We start from the raw sequence: 18,180 nt of genomic DNA, 5'->3' as shown, positions 1-18,180 counted from the left end.
AAATAAAAAGCCTTTTTTGTACAATTTATTTATATTCGTGATTACAAAATTCAAAACGATGAAAAAATTGAAGTACGGAATTGTTGCCTTATTTGCATTAATTCACGCAAAAGGCTTTAGCCAAAATATGTATGAGTTAAATCAACATTGGGTATGTAAAAAAAATAGCGACGTCGCTTCAATTAGTCCAAATAAACTTTCCACTACAGAATATTCTTTAAAAAATTGGATTCCAGCAACTGTTCCCGGAACTGTCTTAACGACGTTAATCAATAATAAAACCGTTCCTGATCCTTTTTATGGAATGAATAACAATAAGATTCCTGATATTTATTTCACTGGAAAAGGAGAATATACTTATTGGTTTGTCAATGATTTTAATGAAAATAAACCCAAAGGCGAAGAACAGGTTTGGTTAAATTTTCGCGGCATCAATTATGGTTGTGATGTTTATTTGAATGGAAAAAAATTAAATAAAGAAACATTCAAAGGAATGTTTTTGCGTCAGCGATACAATATTACCTCTTTACTTAATAGTAATGGGAAAAATCGATTAGCCGTAATTGTATATCCGCCAGATGCAGTTGGCAATCCCAATGGAGGACAAGGCGGAGATGGAACTATAGCCAAAAATGTTTCGCATCAATATGTGGCAGGCTGGGACTGGATACAGCCGATCAGAGATAGAAATACAGGAATTTGGGATAAGGTAACTATTGAAAAAACGGGTGCCGTGGATATGCAATATCCGCACGTAATAACTAAAGTGCCTGGCGTAAGACAACCTGATGTAACAAATCAAGCACCTGCCAATGTATTGACAAGTGTAACGTTGCATAATAATACAGCCGCTACAAAAAATGGAACAATTAAATTTGAATTAGCTGGAAAATCAGTAGAAAAATCCATTGCTCTTCAACCCAATTCAACACAAGAAGTGGCATTGCCAGAGTTAATCGTTGCTAACCCCAAACTATGGTGGCCTAATACTTATGGCCCACAAAACTTATATACCGGAAAAGTAATTTTCACGGAAAATAATGGAGTTATTTCCGATAGTAGTTCCTTAGAGATAGGCATTCGTCAGATGCGTCATGAATGGAATGCACATACAAGAAGTATGCAAGTTTCTGTCAATGGGCAACCAATTTTCATAAGAGGTGGTAACTGGGTAATTTCGGATGAATTGTTACGATTCAGTAAAGAAAGATATGATGCTGAAATTCGTTTTCACAAAGAAATGAATTTGAACCTTATTCGAGTTTGGGGAGGCGCAATTACAGAAAGACCAGAATTTTACGAAGCTTGTGATAAATATGGGATGTTAGTAATGCAAGATTTCTGGGGCTCAGGCGACTGTAATGGGCGTTGGATCGATCCTATGAAATTAGAAGATCAATGGACGCGCCGCAAATATCCTGATGATCATAGTTTGTTCGTAGAGTCTGCATCCGATATGATTAAGATGATTCGTAATTATCCTTCACTGGCTATTTGGTGTGGTGGTAATGAAATTACTTTGGTGGATGATATACAACACGCGCTCAAGGATAGTTTGATGCCAAAATTGGATGGTACACGTTGGTTCATAGATTATTCTAATTCGGATAGTATGTCTTATAATTCCATTGGAGGCAATGGCGATGGTCCTTATGGAATTCAAACGCTGCCTTATTTTTGGAGCTATAGAACTTGGCCATTTAATTCCGAAATAGGTTCTGTTGGGGTAGGAGATATCGTATCACTTCGTCGCTTTTTGCCAAAAGAAAATCAAGTTATTCCTATAGAAATACCAGGTAAAGAAGCTGTGGATGATTCTGTAATTACTTACCATAAATATATTGGTTACGGTAACTCTGTAGAGAAATATGGCAAACCAAAAGATTTGGAAGACTTTGCTAGAAAAGCACAATTAGTCAACTATGATCAATATCGTTCACTAATCGAAGGATTTATAGGGCACCAATGGGATTGGTATTCTGGTATTATGATTTGGAAAACTCAAAACCCATGGACAGCACTTCGCGGTCAGATGTATGATTATTATTTGGATCCCAATGCTTGTTTGTATGGTTTACGTACTGGTGGGCAAGTTTTGCATGGTATGTGGAATCCAGCCGATAGCAGCATTTATATTGCCAATAATAGTTTCAAAAAAGCAGACAATATAATGTTGAGTGTAAAAGTGTATGATATGAACGGAAAGGATTCTGTATTGACAAATGTATTTAGCGAAGCAATACCTCAAAATAGTAAAAAAATCATGTACATCAGCCATGCTTTAAAAGAACTTGGTAAAAAGGATGGCTTATTTTTAGTGGTAGAATTGAAAAATGACAAAAAAGCTTTATTAGATCAAAATATCTATTGGCTGCCCAATAAAGAAGGCGATTATACAGGCTTAAATAAAATGCCTACTTCTAAAGTCGATGTAGCTTATAAAAAAGTAAAAGATGGAAAAATTACCGTTACATTTTCCAACCCCAAAGATGCAACTGTATCTTTCTTTAATCGCGTCTCTGTTGTAGATAAGCAAACAGGAGACCGCGTCTTGCCTACCTTTTATAGTGATAACTATGTTTCAATTTTACCTGGTGAACAAAAAACGATAGAAATCGAGTATCCATTCCAAAGTGGAAAAAATTATAGTCTGGAAGTCGATGGTTGGAATAAAAAAGCCACGCAAATCAATCTAAACTAATCAAAAGGCTTCCTAAGTTAGGAAGCCTTTTGATTAGTTTAAAATAAAAATGCAGATATAAAAAGAAAGCAATACCTTCGCAGAGTATTTTGAGTTTTTACAGTTATTTGTAACGGCAGTATTTTTGACTTTTTAATTTTAGACAGTTATCTTTCATCAACCTTCCTTACCTCTGTTTTTTCTCATTTTTATTTATCATTTATTTATTTTTATGAACATTTATGTTTCAAATTTAGATTATCTAGTAGAAGATGATGATCTAAGAGGTTTTTTTGAAGAGTATGGTGAAGTTGAATCTGCTCGTGTAATCACTGATAGAGAAACTCGTCGTAGCCGTGGATTTGGTTTTGTTGAAATGCCAGATGCTGAAGCTGCTGAAAAAGCTATCAAAGAATTAAACGGAAGCCACGTAAAAGGTAGAGCTATCAACGTTACTGAAGCTAAACCACGTGAAGAAAAATCTAACAACAATAGTAGAAATTTTTCTTACCGTAACTAATCTTACGCTATAAAGCAAAAAGCGTCCTGAATTATATCAGGACGCTTTTTTTGTAGTTCTCTTTGTATTTATTATTTGCTTAAATGAGCTAAGTATACTTGTAAACTAATTAGTAAAAAATTGAGTACCAAGAATAAAATAATTGCTCTGCTTTTAGTAACCTTCATAACCCGATAATTTAAAAATGCTGTAATATGTGTCAAATATAAATTGGTAATATTAATTTAACAAACATTTGTTAGCAATTTTTTAATATTTATTTTTACAATTTTTAATCATTTGAATTACAGCAAATTATATACTATTTTTATACTAGACTTCTATAATAGTTTTATCTTGTGTAGGGTGTCCTGTACATATTAGAATGCGTCCATTGACAATTTCATCTTCAGTTAAGATTTCATTATAATCCATCCTTACATTTCCCGAAATACAATTAGAAACACAGGTACTACACATACCCGAACGACAAGAATAAGGGAGAGCAATTTTATTTTTCAGTGCCACATCCAAAATAGAATGGTCGTATGGTATATCCAAATGATAGATTTTGCCCTCAAATCTTAATTCAATATTATAGGTGTTCTTATCGATCACTTTTTCAGTAGTATCATCTTCATCCATCTCATCCTCTGGTAGCAAAAAGGTCTCCTTGCGAATACTAGCGGAATCATAACCAGCTCCAAGTAATACAAATTTGCAAAGGTCCATGTAAATAATAGGTCCACAGGTATAAAATATAGCATCATCCTTATTTTTTGGTGCATAAGAAGCAATAATATCTAGCAAATAATCTCTATTCAGATGAGCTTTAGACAAATTTTTGCTACTAGAAAAAATCCAGATTATAGTCAATTGATCATGATACTTAGATTCCCAATCTTTTAAATCAGCCAAAAATGGTGTTTTCTCAATAGATGAGTTGCTATATATCAAATATACTTTTGCCGAAGGATCTTGGGTTAACGCCGTTTTCATTATAGAAAAAAGAGGAGTGATGCCAATACCCGCAGCAAATAAAAATATAGTTTTTCCTTTTTCCAATTCTGGAACATAGATACATTGACCTTGTGGTGTATTACATTGTACAATATCCTCTACAGCTATTTTATGATGCAGGTGCTGACTAATCAAGCCATTTTCGACCGCTTTTACTGCGATTGTAATCGGTTCATCAAGATAAGGCGAGTTCACTAAAGAATAGGACCTCCTCACTTCTTTTCCATTAAACTGAAATAGTAGAGTTATAAACTGACCAGCTTTAAATGGAATTTTTTGTCTGTCAACATTTTCTAATAGGAAAATAAGATTATCATTGACTTCTGGGATGATATGAGTTACTTTCAAAGAATACATACACAAATATAATCATCACTAGAACTAAACAATAGTTATATATAAAAAAAATAGCTCCTGCATAAGGAGCTACAATCAATTTAATCCTAGGAAAAAACTATTTTTTAGGAGCAGCTTTTTTCTTCGCTTTTTTCACGGATTCAGCAAGCTTAGTACCAGCTTTGAATTTTGCAACTTTAGTCGCCTTAATTTTCAAAGGTTCACCAGTTTGAGGATTACGACCAGTTCTAGCAGAACGAGCAGAAACTGAAAAAGTACCAAATCCTAATATTACTACAGGTTCTTCTTTTTTCAAAGTATCAGAAACTGTTGCAGTAAAAGCATCCAATAAGGTAGCGGCTGCCACTTTGCTTGTTCCAGCTTTGGAAGCTAGTGCCTCGATTAATTCTGTTTTATTCATAATTATAAGATTTTAAAGTAAATGTATTTAAAATTGTCAAATAACAAATAGTTTGTATAAACAACTATATCAATTTTAGTAAAAATGTGACTAAAATGTTGATATGTGTCCCCAAAACAGGCTGTAACCCCTTAAAAATGAATATCTCTAGACAATAACATCACAAAACATAAGGGCTCTAAACATGTTTCAAATATCAACATGGCCTTATTTTTTTGCTAAAAATTCACAGTATTCCAATGCTTTAGAAAATCCTAATGAAAATGTATCACCATTTTTTAAATGATTAACTAAATTTTCTGTCACTCCACCTACCGTAGACATATTTTTAATAATTGCATGCTTATCCAAATCATTCAGATCAAGTGGTGTTGCTTTTTTTGCCCACTGATAGACTTCTGCAAAATGAGGGATCCATTTCTTATATACATCTATAAATACAGTTTCCTCTTCAAAATTGGGATACTCATTCATATATAAAAAAGCTGCAGGCAGACATAATGCCGTTGTAAATAAATAAAATGCTTTTTCAGAATCCACAGAGAAAACCTTTATTTTTAATGCTTGCATCAAAGTTTGAACAGATGCATTTACTGGATACAATGCACAAATACCCTTTTGATCTAATAATGTTTCAGGACCACTTGGCATCACATTATAAATATTTTCTACATGTAATTCCTTTCTTAATTGAGATATTGGGTGCCCCGCTACAGTGGAGATAAATATTTTTTCTTCTGATATTTTACTTATGGCACTATCTTCTCTAAATGCATTATAATCCTTAGGCTTAATTGTTAGAAAAATTATATCTGCATCTGATATAAGGGTTTCATTGGGTACGATTAAAGTATCCAATCTATTTTTTTTCAATCGCGCATAAGTCTCAGAATTCCCTTTAAAACTAATTTTTAAATGTTCCTTATCAACTATTTGATACTTCAAAAGCAATTTGGCTAAAGTTAATCCAATATTTCCAGCTCCAATAATTCCGATTTTATTCATTTATGCATAACATTTGATGAACAAATTTAGTTGTAAATTTTGGGGTTTATATTTTCTAAAATCATAATATTATTTTGTCTGACAAAATGTTTAAACCTTTAAACTTTGTCCAATTGTTAATGCCAGATGAGCAAATGAACATTTGTTATTACTTTCTATCTTTTTTTAAAAAGATTATCCTACTTTCGGCGATAGTAAAATTTTAAAATTCGTAAATGGCAAGTTTTAATCCTACAAGTAGTATAGCTAGTACAAGTTCCGTATCTACAAATCAAAAAACTAACATCGTACCTCTTATCACACTAACCTTGTTATTTTTCATGTGGGGATTTATCACCTGTATGAATGATATATTAATTCCTTATTTAAAAAAACTTTTTACCCTTTCTTACACTCAATCAATGTTAGTTCAGTTAGCATTTTTTGGTGCATATTTTATAGGATCATTAGTTTATTTTCTAATTTCAAAATTTAAAGGTGACCCTATCAACAAAGTCGGATATAAGAAAGGAATTATTTTTGGAATTATGTTATCAGCAATAGGCTGTTTGCTTTTCATCCCTGCATCAGCAACTAAATTGTATGGTGTTTTTTTAATAGCACTTTTCGTTTTAGGTTTAGGTTTCACAGTTTTACAAATTACAGCGAATGCGTATGTAACCTTATTAGGCGCCCCGGAAACGGCTTCTAGTAGATTAAATATGACACAAGCATTTAATTCGCTAGGTACGACATTGGCACCTGTCATTGGCGGTCACGTTATATTTTCTATATATAAAAACGCTGATGGAACTTTATCTGATCAAGCTACCAAAATTCCGTATATTGTATTTGCTGCAATCTTAGTTATAGTAGCTTTGGTTATTTCAAAAGTCAAATTACCCGAATTTAACCAAAATAACGACGTAACGGAAACAAGTGAGCCAAATGACTCCATGGGGGCTTTGAAATTTTGGAATTTAAAATTGGGCGTCTTAGGCATTTTCTTTTATGTCGGAGCTGAAGTAGGTATAGGAAGTTTGATGATTTCTTATATTGAGCATACATTGAATATGAATGAGGATGCGGCGAAAGGATTTCTGGCTTTGTATTGGGGTGGAGCAATGGCTGGACGATTTATGGCTACATTTGCTTTTAATGGCACCATCAATCTTGTAAAAAGATTGATCTATATGATACTTATCTGCGGTGGCATATTTGTTTTGCTTTTCTATATTTCCAAATTACAATTTGAACAAATGTCTTTCTTCGCCTTAATGATGGGCGTAAATATCATTGGATTTTTAATTGGAAAGTCAAGTGCATCATTTTCATTATCTCTATTTGCTATCGTAAATATTGCCTTAGTGGCCATTGGTCTAATGGTACCTGGAGCCTTGTCTGTACACTTATTATTAGGAATAGGATTGTTTAATTCCATTATGTTTTCCAATATTTATACTTTGGGGGTTTCTGGTTTGGGTAAATATACAAGCCAAGGATCTTCTTTATTGGTTATGGCCATCTTAGGAGGTGCAATTCTACCACTCTTGCAAGGTTGGATTGCAGATACGTATAATTTGAAGGTTTCTTATATCATTCCTGTTTTGTGTTATGTTTATATTGCATTTTTTGGAATGGTTTGTAATAAAAGAAAAATAGGATAAAGTTTTATACAACAATATAAAAAAGAGCATTGAAACCAATCAATGCTCTTTTTTATTTTAATGAATCTTTCTCTTAAAATTGCAAATGCTTTACAGTCAAACCATTATTGATTAATTGTTTCAAAGAATCAATACCAATTTTCAAATGCGTATCTACATATTTGGATGTGACTTTTTTGTCACTCGCTTCTGTTTTTACCCCTTCAGGAATCATAGGTTGATCACTTACAAGTAATAGGGCGCCCGTTGGAATCTTATTATAAAAACCAACAGAAAAAATCGTCGCCGTTTCCATATCAATTGCATACGCGCGTATTTTTTGCAAATAAGCTTTAAAATTCTCATCATGCTCCCACACGCGGCGATTCATCGTATAAACAGTTCCTGTCCAGTAATCGACCTTATAATCACGAATAGTAGTAGAAATTGCCTTTTGTAATTGGAATGCTGGTAAAGCAGGAACTTCTGTAGGAAAATAATCATTAGATGTTCCTTCGCCACGAATAGCCGCAATCGGTAAAATCAAATCTCCGATATTATTTTTCTTTTTAAGTCCACCACATTTACCCAAAAAAACAACCGCCTTAGGTTTGATCGCAGAAAGCAAATCCATTACAGTAGCCGCCCCAGGACTACCCATACCATAATTGATGATGGATATATCGCCCGCAGTAGCGCATTGAAATGGACGATCAATTCCTTTCACTTCTACGTCGTGCATTTCTGCAAATTTGTGTACGTAATTGCTAAAATTAGTGATCAAAATATACTCTCCAAAATTTTTAAGTTTCTCTCCTGTATATCTTGGTAGCCAATTTTTTACGATTTCTTCTTTTGTCTTCATAACTTGCGCTTCGTTTATTTCGATAAATTACTCAAATTTAATGATTTAACCACTTCGTTTAAGCATATTTTTGAGATTATAACAATTTAATTATTTGCATTGGTAGAGGTAGATTTTCCTAAGGTTCAGCTAGAATTTTCGTATAAAGACGAAAAAAGATTGGTATTTGACAATTTCAGAAAAAAGTGGGTAGTATTAACTCCGGAAGAATGGGTAAGACAGCATTTTCTTTATTTTCTCGTCAGAAAATTAGAATATCCTTTGAGTTTGATTGCTATTGAAAAAGAAATTATGGTCGGCGAATTAAAAAAGCGTTGCGATATTTTGGTGTATAGGGACATCAATCCTTGGCTTTTGGTGGAGTGTAAAGAGTCGAATGTCAAATTGGATGAAGAGGTTTTGATGCAGGCACTACGATACAATATGACCGTAGATGTTCCATTTATATGCATTACGAATGGAAAAGAAACATTTCTATGGCAAAGAAATGAAAATGAATTTATTGAATTAAACCAATTTCCGGTTTGGCAATCTTAATATCGAAGGTTACAAGCAAATTAAATAAGGGAATAATAGTACATTTGCGTGCAGTTTTCAAATAGGCAAATAGATTCTTATGATGCGACAAATTTGGTGGAAAATTATCACCTTTCTTATTTTACTCTATGTAGGTACGATGGGCTTTTTAGTTGCCGTTCCTAAGTTGGATGGACGTTTGCAACAATCTATCCGTAATTTATTTTTCCATGTTCCTATGTGGATCTGTATGATGATCTTGTTTACATTTTCCGTGGTGCATGCAGTAAAATATTTAAAAGATGGTAAAGCAGATGCAGACATATATTCTTTAGAATTTGCTAGAACGGGTTGTGTATTTGCGGTTTTAGGTTTAGGTACTGGCATGATTTGGGCGAAATATCAATGGGGCGCTGCATGGTCAAGTGATCCTAAGCAAAATGGAGCAACTATAGCTTTACTTATTTACTTCGCTTATTTTGTGTTACGTGGCGCAATTACAGATGACGAAAAAAAGGCAAAAATCGGAGCGGTCTACAATATTTTCGCTTATTGTATGCTTTTCCCTACAATTTGGATTTTACCAAGATTGACGGAAAGTTTGCATCCAGGCGGTCAAGGAAGTGAAGGTAATCCTGGATTGAATCCTGATGATACAACCGCAGCGATGAAAACCGTGATGATTCCTGCATTTATAGGTTGGTCTCTAGTCGGAATTTGGATTGCGACTTTGCGGGTTCGTTACAAACTTTTATTGAATAAAGTAGAAGATAGAGCCTTAGAAAACCAATAATTTTAAAATATTTATATTCTTATTTATATGAAATTTCAAAAGATAATTCTCGCTATTTTATGTTCATTTATCACCTTTAGTTCTCTTTTTGCGCAAGCTGCAGCGAGTGCAAGTGGAGAAAAAACAGATTTTATGAATAGTAATGGCAAAATATTTGTTGTTATGGCTGTTGTTGTCGTGATAATTTTAGGATTATTCATTTACCTATTTAGTTTGGATAAAAAATTATCGCGTTTAGAAGATTTAGAAAAAGGCAAATAAACAGAAACACATCACATATTTGGCTTTTTCTAGCAAAATCTAATGCAAATGAAAAAAATAATTTTACCTGCATTTCTATTGCTTACCACAATAAATCATGCAAAAAGCCAAACCAACACGATTGCTGCTGACTCTATTAACGATAAAAATATTCGTACAAAAGTCTTAAGTGAAATTCAATCTGGCTTTGAATCACGCACCAGAATGTTGGATTCTACAGTTGAAAAATTGGATGCGCGCGTTTCTTATTTGGATAAATCTATTTTGGATACCAAAGATTCTAAGGAAAAGTCAGAAAAATTAATTTTACGCGTTCAAGCGATTGAGGACAAACAAAAAACCATTGATCAGACGGAACTTAATCTATTACAAGCCAATTACCAATCTGCGTTTGTCAATCTTGTTTCGATGGACCGAGAGATCAAACCATTGGTTTTATTTAATTCTACGAAAACTTTTTTTAGTTCCTTAAGTGATGCTGGGAATCCGATGAACTATGATGGCTATACCAAATGGTACAAAGGTTTTTCGGACTACTTACAAGCAGAAAAATCAAAAAGTCCTTTATTATCTGTCACAAGTAATCTGATTGGATTTGCTAACGGTTTTACAAAAGGAGTTCCTATCACAGGACCGATTACAACAGCCTTGTTTACAGGCATGAATTCCTATATTGACAATATGGGAAAAAAGGAAAAAGACTTGAAAGCGCAAAGCGAACAAATGCTTACGCTTACGATGAAAATCAGCCAATTTGATTATGACAAAGATCAAATTGAACATGAGTGGGAATCTATCGCCAAAGAATTACAAGAACTTCAAACTAAATATGACAAAACGCTCACGACCAATCTCAAAATGGTCGGAGTAGATAAAGTCGCTTTCCAAAGAGATTTCAGTGCAGAAAATGATGCAGAAATGCGTTATCAATATTTGACAAATTTACGAGATAAAGCAGCCAAATGTGTGGCAGATGAGCGTCAAAACAATCCCAAAGATTGGAAGCAAAGCACTTTTGTACAGATGGGCGATGTACAGAATTTGCGATTAAGATTTGGACAAATTACTTTGCGTATCAGTCAAAATATCGTGAAATACAAAGAATTATTTGACAAATACCAAAATGATCCACAGCTTGGAAGCAAGATCAAAGACCTACAATTTAAATTGAAAGATTTACAAGAGTCTTTTGACAAGACATTTGACCCAATGGATTATATCAACTCCGCCAATAAAATGTATAAAATATAATCGTAACGGCAAACGATACAAAAAACGGGTTGCAAATTTTTGCAGCCCGTTTTATTTTTACACATTAAAATCGATAACCAATAGAGATGGTAAAGACTCGATTTCTCGCAGCGTCTGAGGAATATGCAGTTTTATAAATATTCGTAAAACCCAATTGATATTGGGCTGAAATTCCCAATCCAAATTTTGTATAATATTCTACTCCAAATAATCCAGAAAAATCGTTTTTTCGATAGTTTTCCTTAATATCTACACTTGTTCCCATTGGTTCAATTCTGTCGATAGCAGATGTCAAAAGTCCATATTGCGGCCCTGCAAATACGCCAAGTCCTGTATGAGAAATTTTATATTTTAATAAAATTGGCAAATTGAAATAGTAAAATCTGAATTGATCACCTGTTTTAGATTTGAAGCCTGCGACAGAATGATATAATTCGGGTTGCAGATAAAAGTTATTTTTCAGGTAAATTTCTGACGATATCCCAAAATGATAGGTTGTATTACTCTTAGAATCTTTTTGGAATGTAAATGGTGCACTTCCTGAAATACTAGCAAAATTGACTCCACCAAATACACCCCAATGGACATTTTTCTGGGCATTTGATTTTATACTAGCAAAAGTGAAAAGTAAAAGAATCGACGATAACTTTAAGTTAGGCATTTTAAATTGATTGATATACCTAAATGTAAATGAATATCTCTTATAGTTTAGGCAAAAAAATAATACAACCTATGATAAATGCTGCAATGGCAGTAATCAAAACGCCCCCAGCCGCAATATCCTTAATCAGTTTAATGTGAGGATGTCTTTCCTTTGTAATATGATCGGCAATTAGTTCAATACAAGTATTGAACATTTCTGCCATTAGAACAATTGCAATAGTCAAAATAAGTATCAGCCATTCCAATTTGGATATATGTAAATAAATACCCAAAAGAATCGCAATAATTGCCGCAACCAAATGCACTCGCGCGTTGTGTTCTGATTTAAAAAATTGCTGCAATCCTTCAAATGCATATCCAAAACTTTTAATCCTATTTCTAATAGAGAATGGTTGTTTTTCCAATTGCGTAGTTTTTTAGTGTAGAAAGATAAACAAAAAGGTTGCAAACTTTCGCTTACGACCTTTTGTTATTTACCTAATAAAATAGGTGGTTCTATTTATTCAAATGAGCTGCAATTACATCTTCTAATTTTTTGAATTCATCTGGAGAATATCCAACAGATTCATAAATAATTTTCCCATTCTCATCAATTAGAAAATTACGTGGAATAAATGACTTCGCAAATTTGCTAAAAATGGAACGATCTACATCTGGTAAAATAGGGAATGTAAACCCTTTCTGAACTTTGAAATTATTAAGCTTTTCCCAACCTTCTTCTCTTCCAAATACAAACAATGCAAAATTCTTATTATCCTTATATTTATCCCAAATATCTTTTTGCATAACGGGCAATTCCTCATTGCATGGAGGACACCAAGTAGCAAATAGATTAATCAGAATTAGTTTCCCTTTATAATCGCTTATATTATTTATTTTACCCTTCGTCAATTCAAAATTAAAGGAGGGTAGATTGTCACCCACTTTTAATATCGTTGCTTTTTCTTCATCAGATTGTGCAAGTACCAAACTCGATGTGAATAGCAATATTGCCAATGTGGCAAATAGTTTTTTCATAAAGATTTATTTATTTAAAGTTATAAAAAAGGTCGCAAACTTTCGTTTACGACCTTCCTATATTTATGTTCTAAATAAAGGGAATCCTTATTTAACTTCTTCAAACTCAGCGTCAGTAACGTTATCGCCACCAGCTTGTTCGTTTGAAGTTTGTTGTGCTCCTGCATCAGCACCTGGTTGTGCACCAGCTTCAGCTTGCGCTTTGTACATTTCTTCACTTGCAGCTGTCCATGCTTGATTCAACTCTTCAGTCGCAGCATCTACATCAGCAATATTTTTAGATTCATGTGCAGCTTTCAATTTAGCTAAAGCAGCTTCAATTGGCGCTTTTTTATCAGCAGCAACTTTGTCACCAAATTCTTTCAATTGCTTTTCAGTTTGGAAGATCAAACCGTCTGCTTGATTTAATTTGTCTACTTTTTCACGTTCTGCTTTATCTGCAGCTTCATTTGCTTTAGCATCGTTTTTCATCTTTTCGATTTCTTCTTTGCTTAAGCCGCTACCAGCTTCGATACGGATTTTTTGTTCTTTACCAGTTCCTTTATCTTTTGCACTTACGTTCAAGATACCATTGGCATCAATATCAAAAGTAACTTCGATTTGAGGTACACCTCTTGGAGCTGGTGGAATGTTTTCCAAATTGAACATACCTAAGCTCTTGTTATCCTTTGCAAATTCACGTTCACCTTGTAATACGTGGATCTGAACACCTGGTTGATTATCAGAAGCGGTAGAGTAAACTTGAGATTTCTTAGTTGGGATCGTTGTATTTGCATCGATCATTTTAGTCATTACACCGCCCATAGTTTCAATACCCAAAGACAAAGGAGTAACATCTAACAACAATACATCTTTAACTTCACCAGTTAATACCGCACCTTGAATAGCAGCACCAATTGCTACAACTTCATCAGGATTAACACCTTTGTGTGGTTTTTTACCGAAGAATTTTTCTACGATTTCTTGTACTTTAGGGATACGAGTAGAACCACCTACCAAGATTACTTCGTCGATTTCAGAAGGGCTGTAACCCGCATCTTTTAATGCAGCTTCACAAGGTTTCAAACATCTATCAAACAAACTATCTGCTAAACTTTCAAATTTAGCACGAGTTAATTTTTTAACTAAATGCTTAGGCACACCGTCAACTGCAGTGATATAAGGCAAATTGATTTCTGTTTCGTTAGAAGAAGATAATTCAATTTTTGCTTTTTCAGCTGCATCTTTCAAACGTTGTAATGCCATTGGATCTTTGCGTAAGTCAATGTTTTCTTCAGTTTTGAATTCATCAGCTAACCAATCCATGATAACTCTATCAAAATCATCTCCTCCTAAGTGCGTGTCACCATTTGTAGATTTAACTTCAAATACACCATCTCCTAAATCCAAAACGGAAATATCAAAAGTACCACCACCTAAGTCAAATACAGCGATTTTTTGTTCTTTATCTTTTTTATCCAAACCATAAGCCAACGCTGCAGCTGTAGGTTCGTTTACGATACGACGTACATTCAAACCAGCGATTTCACCCGCTTCTTTGGTCGCTTGACGTTCTGCATCATTAAAGTAAGCAGGCACTGTGATGACAGCTTCTGTTACTTCTTGTCCCAAATAATCTTCTGCTGTTTTCTTCATTTTTTGAAGTGTCATAGCAGAGATTTCTTGTGGAGTATAAAGACGACCGTCGATGTCGATACGTACTGTATCATTTTCGCCTTTTACAACTTTGTATGCCCAATGGCTTACTTCGTTAGCAACTTCATCATAACGACGTCCCATAAAACGCTTAACACTCATGATCGTGTTTTGCGGATTAGTAATTGCTTGACGTTTTGCAGGATCACCTACTTTACGTTCTCCATTTTTCAAAAATGCAACGATGGATGGTGTCGTACGACGACCTTCATCATTTGCGATAACAACTGGTTCGTTACCTTCCATTACGGCTACGCAACTATTAGTTGTACCTAAGTCGATTCCTATTATTTTGCCCATATCTATATTTAATATTTTAATTGTTGAATAATGCTGCTCTATGTTCAATCATTGTGCCATTTGGTGTAGGTGTCAAATTGACTGAAAAAATGTCAGCGCAACAATTTGTCAGTATAAAAAAGGAAAACAATTTGTCAGAAACTCATTGATTTATAAGACGAAACGACATTTTTTCAGAATTAGATACACAAAAAAAGCTGGTAAAATTTACCAGCTAACTATTATGCAAATTTATTTAAATCTTCACTTTTCTTTTAGCATAATCAACCATTCCATCCAACCAATCTTGATGACCATTAATCATGGGATTCGGTTTGGTAACGGCAAGATCTTTTGCAGGTTTGCCAATTTGTGATTCTTGAGTTAAAATACGCACCCGATTTTCCGAAAGATTTTCAATCAACCAAGCGTGAATCACATCCAAACGAGTTTCTTCATTACCCTCAGCCCAACCATGCCAAGAAATTCTTCCAGGATTTTTATCTGTTGGCGTTTGATATTCTGTAATTTCAGCTTCAATTGGAAAGCCAAAGGTTTTAAATCGAAAACGAGCATTTTCAAACAATTCTGAACCTTCATTAGAATCAAGAAATTCAATATCCGAAGCATTCTTATAGTATTGCGGCCAAGCCGTTGTATTATTCAAATATTTCCAAACTTCTTCTGCTGACAGATCTTTTACAATCAATTCATTAGAGCAAAAGTTATCTGTGGTTCCTGGTAAGTATTCATTTGGCCAATTTATTTCGTTTAACATATTACCATATTTATTTTTTCAAAGCATTCTTTATTGCCTCACCAACCGATGCTGCAGATTGTGGATTCTGACCCGTGATTACTCTTTGATCTTCGGTAACATGAATCTGCCAAGGTGCAGATTTTTCGTAAATACCGCCACGTTCTTTCAATCTATCTTCCAATAAGAAAGGGACCACATTAGTCAAACCAACAATTTTCTCTTCTTCATCGGTAAAACCATTGATTTTTTTACCGTTTACCAAATAAGAACCATCCGCTAATTTGATATTCACCAAACCTGCTGGGCCGTGACAATCCGCAGCTACAATTCCGTTATTTTGATATATAGTTGCGGCAATTCTTGCCAAAGCAGTGTCATTGGGCAAATCCCACATAGCGCCATGTCCGCCGGCATAATAAATAGCGGAATATTTGCTAGGATTGATTTCACTTGGCTTTAAAGTATGCGTGATTTTGTAATGATATTTTTTATTGTTCCAAAATTCATTATTCACTGAATCTTTCAAATTAAAACCATCCACAGGCGCGTCGCCACCTTTTGGACTTACAAAATCAATATCGTAACCGGCATCTGTCAAGACCTTCCATGGATGGGCAACTTCACCCAGAAAATACCCTGTTTTTTCTCCCGTATTACCTTTCTCTCCATGACTCGTCACGACAAAAAGAATTTTCTTTTTACCATTTTTGCGTTGGGCATTTGCAAGGGAATAGGTGAAAAATAAGCTAATTCCGATGAATGCTAATTTGCTCCAAATTTTCATAACTATTTATTTAAAAATGTTTTATTCAAATGGTTTAAGTATTCTGTATGAAATTTTTCAAGTTTTTCATCCGTGAAATTTTTCTCCACATCATGAAAATGGAAACTTTCCAATGGTTTCAAACTCAAAAATGCATTCATTCTGTGAAAAGGAAATAAAACGCCATCGTCTACGCTTCTTTCTTTGAAAAACTCGTCTGGCAGTCTAAATGCATCTTCCGGCGCATTCCAAGTAGTCGTTACCATATATTGACGACCTTCCATAGAACCGCCAGTACCATAATTCCTCGTTGGATTTTCAGATTTACGTCCATCACTATAATACATTCCTTTACGATGACCAGCTGTCAATACACGATCCAAATATTCCTTCACAGGAAAAGGCAAATACATCCACCAAATCGCAAAATGGTAAACAATTATATCTGCCCATACCCATTTCTCTATTTCATCAGATATCACATAACCATCTTCAATATTGGTCGTTTTTACGTCAAATCCATTTTCTGGTGTAAAAAAAGACAAATCCCATTCTTTAATTGTATGATTTAATCGTCCACCAGAATGTCCAAATTTTTTACCGCCGTCAATAATTAAAACTTTTTGCATGATTTTCTTATTTTGATGACACAAAAGTAAAATGTCATTTTGTATAATTAAAATAATATAAATTATACTTTGCTATAATAATAATTATATCAATACTTAAAATAGAAAATATAATTGTAGTAATTTTGATTTCATAATATTATAATTATAGGTTATGCAGACAAATTTTGAATGGTTTAGAACCTTTAAAGCGATATACGAAACAGAAACGATGAGCGGTGCAGCAAAGCAATTATTTGTATCCCAACCTGGCGTCGGTTTGCATCTCAATGCATTGGAAGCATATACAGGCTATCCATTATTTGAAAGAACAGGACGCAAAATGATTCCAACGGAAAGAGGACATTTATTATATGAACAATTGCAAAATTCATTGGAGACATTGGAAGATATTGAATCTAGATTTCGAAAAAAATCAGGTAAAGATCGACCAACGGTCAGTGTGGGAATGTGCGTCGAATCCTTTCAACAAAATTTGGAAAAATATATTCCAGAAATTGATTTCAATCTCATCATGCAGTTTGGTGAAAATGAAAAATTGATTGAATGGCTCGAAAATGGCACATTAGATTTTATATTGACTACGCGACCTCAATTTAATACAAATACAGTATACGAACCATTTACACAAGAACAAATGGTATTGGTAGCGGGGCGTGATACGGATTTGACGGAATGGAATACGTTGAATCTTTCTAATAAAGATGATGTAATGCATTGGTTAACAGGTCAATTGTGGTATAATACGGCTACGGATGTCAATCATCTAAAACAATTTTGGGAAGCTAATTTTAATACAAGGCCAGATTTTGTTCCCAATTTTATCGTTCCCAATAAGTTTTCAATCATTCGTTGTCTTTCATTAGGAAAAGGTTTAGCGGTCATTCCAGATTTTTTGTGCAAAGAAGCAGTTCAAAATGGAGACATCCGAATAATTTGGGAAGGCTACAAACCAGTGGTCAACGTGATGCATTTTGGCAAAAGAAAAAATCCCGTTGCCGCCAAACAAATCATTTGGTTGGAAGAACGATTGAGAAGTGAATTTAAAGAGCAAGCAACATCATTCCCACATACACTTGCGGTTGGGTAGTTTAGAAATTAT

At 34.1% G+C, this 18,180-nt stretch carries 19 protein-coding genes; 8 read left to right on the top strand and 11 right to left on the bottom strand.

The features are described from left to right. Window positions 1-58 precede the first annotated feature (58 nt). Window positions 59-2,701 carry a glycoside hydrolase family 2 protein gene (locus tag E0W69_RS05870; protein WP_131329101.1) on the top strand — a complete coding sequence of 881 codons (2,643 nt, stop codon included), beginning with the start codon at window positions 59-61 and terminating at the stop codon, window positions 2,699-2,701. Between the two features lie 211 nt (window positions 2,702-2,912). Further along, complete coding sequence (locus tag E0W69_RS05865; RefSeq protein WP_131329100.1) at window positions 2,913-3,200, top strand: RNA recognition motif domain-containing protein; 288 nt, start codon at window positions 2,913-2,915, stop codon at window positions 3,198-3,200. A gap of 312 nt (window positions 3,201-3,512) precedes the next feature. On the opposite strand, the gene E0W69_RS05860 is transcribed toward E0W69_RS05865, so the two are convergent. From E0W69_RS05860 to E0W69_RS05850, 3 genes are all read right to left on the bottom strand, one after another. After that, complete coding sequence (locus E0W69_RS05860) at window positions 3,513-4,556, bottom strand: flavin reductase family protein (protein WP_131329099.1); 1,044 nt, start codon at window positions 4,554-4,556, stop codon at window positions 3,513-3,515. A gap of 97 nt (window positions 4,557-4,653) precedes the next feature. Next, entirely contained in the window at window positions 4,654-4,956 is a 303-nt protein-coding gene (locus tag E0W69_RS05855; RefSeq protein ID WP_131329098.1) for an HU family DNA-binding protein, read from the bottom strand. Between the two features lie 207 nt (window positions 4,957-5,163). Continuing rightward, window positions 5,164-5,961 carry an NAD(P)-binding domain-containing protein gene (locus E0W69_RS05850; RefSeq protein WP_131329097.1) on the bottom strand — a complete coding sequence of 266 codons (798 nt, stop codon included), beginning with the start codon at window positions 5,959-5,961 and terminating at the stop codon, window positions 5,164-5,166. A gap of 215 nt (window positions 5,962-6,176) precedes the next feature. Between E0W69_RS05850 and E0W69_RS05845 the strand changes: the two genes are divergently transcribed. After that, entirely contained in the window at window positions 6,177-7,607 is a 1,431-nt protein-coding gene (locus tag E0W69_RS05845) for a sugar MFS transporter (RefSeq protein WP_131329096.1), read from the top strand. Window positions 7,608-7,680: 73 nt separating this feature from the next. Here the strand turns inward: E0W69_RS05845 and E0W69_RS05840 are convergent, their stop codons facing one another. Beyond that, window positions 7,681-8,451, bottom strand: a complete 771-nt coding sequence (locus E0W69_RS05840; RefSeq protein WP_131329095.1) for an AMP nucleosidase — start codon at window positions 8,449-8,451, stop codon at window positions 7,681-7,683. Between the two features lie 99 nt (window positions 8,452-8,550). On the opposite strand from E0W69_RS05840, the gene E0W69_RS05835 reads away from it, so the two are divergent. The 4 genes from E0W69_RS05835 to E0W69_RS05820 all read left to right on the top strand — a co-directional run bounded on the left by E0W69_RS05835 (window position 8,551) and on the right by E0W69_RS05820 (window position 11,272). Beyond that, a complete protein-coding gene (locus E0W69_RS05835) occupies window positions 8,551-8,988 on the top strand; it encodes a type I restriction enzyme HsdR N-terminal domain-containing protein (protein WP_131329094.1) in 438 nt (145 codons plus the stop codon). 79 nt (window positions 8,989-9,067) lie between these two features. Continuing rightward, on the top strand, window positions 9,068-9,760 hold the full coding sequence (gene ccsA / locus E0W69_RS05830; RefSeq protein WP_131329093.1) for a cytochrome c biogenesis protein CcsA: 693 nt from the start codon (window positions 9,068-9,070) through the stop codon (window positions 9,758-9,760). Window positions 9,761-9,787: 27 nt separating this feature from the next. Next, the gene (locus tag E0W69_RS05825) at window positions 9,788-10,021 is read left to right on the top strand and encodes a CcmD family protein (RefSeq protein ID WP_131329092.1); all 234 of its coding nucleotides are present in this window, start codon (window positions 9,788-9,790) and stop codon (window positions 10,019-10,021) included. Between the two features lie 48 nt (window positions 10,022-10,069). Next, entirely contained in the window at window positions 10,070-11,272 is a 1,203-nt protein-coding gene (locus tag E0W69_RS05820; protein ID WP_225321410.1) for a hypothetical protein, read from the top strand. A gap of 64 nt (window positions 11,273-11,336) precedes the next feature. Here E0W69_RS05820 and E0W69_RS05815 read toward each other — a convergent pair whose 3' ends face one another. From E0W69_RS05815 to E0W69_RS05785, 7 genes are all read right to left on the bottom strand, one after another. Further along, window positions 11,337-11,933 (bottom strand): porin family protein, encoded by a 597-nt coding sequence (locus E0W69_RS05815; protein ID WP_131329090.1) that lies wholly within the window; start codon window positions 11,931-11,933, stop codon window positions 11,337-11,339. A gap of 40 nt (window positions 11,934-11,973) precedes the next feature. Beyond that, on the bottom strand, window positions 11,974-12,339 hold the full coding sequence (locus tag E0W69_RS05810) for a diacylglycerol kinase family protein (protein WP_131329089.1): 366 nt from the start codon (window positions 12,337-12,339) through the stop codon (window positions 11,974-11,976). 91 nt (window positions 12,340-12,430) lie between these two features. Beyond that, a complete protein-coding gene (locus E0W69_RS05805) occupies window positions 12,431-12,952 on the bottom strand; it encodes a TlpA family protein disulfide reductase (protein ID WP_131329088.1) in 522 nt (173 codons plus the stop codon). An 87-nt stretch (window positions 12,953-13,039) separates the two neighbouring features. Next, window positions 13,040-14,947: a molecular chaperone DnaK gene (gene dnaK, locus E0W69_RS05800; protein WP_131329087.1), complete on the bottom strand. Its 1,908-nt coding sequence runs from the start codon at window positions 14,945-14,947 to the stop codon at window positions 13,040-13,042. Between the two features lie 235 nt (window positions 14,948-15,182). Continuing rightward, window positions 15,183-15,704 carry an SRPBCC family protein gene (locus E0W69_RS05795; protein WP_131329086.1) on the bottom strand — a complete coding sequence of 174 codons (522 nt, stop codon included), beginning with the start codon at window positions 15,702-15,704 and terminating at the stop codon, window positions 15,183-15,185. Window positions 15,705-15,714: 10 nt separating this feature from the next. Further along, on the bottom strand, window positions 15,715-16,470 hold the full coding sequence (locus E0W69_RS05790) for a type 1 glutamine amidotransferase domain-containing protein (protein ID WP_131329085.1): 756 nt from the start codon (window positions 16,468-16,470) through the stop codon (window positions 15,715-15,717). Between the two features lie 2 nt (window positions 16,471-16,472). Further along, entirely contained in the window at window positions 16,473-17,078 is a 606-nt protein-coding gene (locus E0W69_RS05785; protein ID WP_131329084.1) for an NAD(P)H-dependent oxidoreductase, read from the bottom strand. Between the two features lie 154 nt (window positions 17,079-17,232). Here E0W69_RS05785 and E0W69_RS05780 point away from each other — a divergent pair, with 154 nt between their 5' ends. After that, window positions 17,233-18,168 (top strand): LysR family transcriptional regulator, encoded by a 936-nt coding sequence (locus E0W69_RS05780; protein ID WP_131329083.1) that lies wholly within the window; start codon window positions 17,233-17,235, stop codon window positions 18,166-18,168. Window positions 18,169-18,180: the final 12 nt, after the last annotated feature.

It is taken from the genome of Rhizosphaericola mali (assembly GCF_004337365.2).
In the GTDB taxonomy this organism is placed as follows: domain Bacteria; phylum Bacteroidota; class Bacteroidia; order Chitinophagales; family Chitinophagaceae; genus Rhizosphaericola; species Rhizosphaericola mali.
This window is presented reverse-complemented; position numbering and strand designations above follow the sequence as displayed.

Coding starts and splice junctions, on each gene's coding strand:
- dnaK (WP_131329087.1), bottom strand. CDS start 14,947: ATGGGCAAAATAATAGGAATCGACTTAGGTACAACTAATAGTTGCGTA.
- E0W69_RS05865 (WP_131329100.1), top strand. CDS start 2,913: ATGAACATTTATGTTTCAAATTTAGATTATCTAGTAGAAGATGATGAT.
- E0W69_RS05860 (WP_131329099.1), bottom strand. CDS start 4,556: ATGTATTCTTTGAAAGTAACTCATATCATCCCAGAAGTCAATGATAAT.
- E0W69_RS05870 (WP_131329101.1), top strand. CDS start 59: ATGAAAAAATTGAAGTACGGAATTGTTGCCTTATTTGCATTAATTCAC.
- E0W69_RS05780 (WP_131329083.1), top strand. CDS start 17,233: ATGCAGACAAATTTTGAATGGTTTAGAACCTTTAAAGCGATATACGAA.
- E0W69_RS05815 (WP_131329090.1), bottom strand. CDS start 11,933: ATGCCTAACTTAAAGTTATCGTCGATTCTTTTACTTTTCACTTTTGCT.
- E0W69_RS05840 (WP_131329095.1), bottom strand. CDS start 8,451: ATGAAGACAAAAGAAGAAATCGTAAAAAATTGGCTACCAAGATATACA.
- E0W69_RS05795 (WP_131329086.1), bottom strand. CDS start 15,704: ATGTTAAACGAAATAAATTGGCCAAATGAATACTTACCAGGAACCACA.
- E0W69_RS05855 (WP_131329098.1), bottom strand. CDS start 4,956: ATGAATAAAACAGAATTAATCGAGGCACTAGCTTCCAAAGCTGGAACA.
- ccsA (WP_131329093.1), top strand. CDS start 9,068: ATGATGCGACAAATTTGGTGGAAAATTATCACCTTTCTTATTTTACTC.
- E0W69_RS05785 (WP_131329084.1), bottom strand. CDS start 17,078: ATGCAAAAAGTTTTAATTATTGACGGCGGTAAAAAATTTGGACATTCT.
- E0W69_RS05845 (WP_131329096.1), top strand. CDS start 6,177: ATGGCAAGTTTTAATCCTACAAGTAGTATAGCTAGTACAAGTTCCGTA.
- E0W69_RS05820 (WP_225321410.1), top strand. CDS start 10,070: ATGAAAAAAATAATTTTACCTGCATTTCTATTGCTTACCACAATAAAT.
- E0W69_RS05825 (WP_131329092.1), top strand. CDS start 9,788: ATGAAATTTCAAAAGATAATTCTCGCTATTTTATGTTCATTTATCACC.
- E0W69_RS05850 (WP_131329097.1), bottom strand. CDS start 5,961: ATGAATAAAATCGGAATTATTGGAGCTGGAAATATTGGATTAACTTTA.
- E0W69_RS05805 (WP_131329088.1), bottom strand. CDS start 12,952: ATGAAAAAACTATTTGCCACATTGGCAATATTGCTATTCACATCGAGT.
- E0W69_RS05790 (WP_131329085.1), bottom strand. CDS start 16,470: ATGAAAATTTGGAGCAAATTAGCATTCATCGGAATTAGCTTATTTTTC.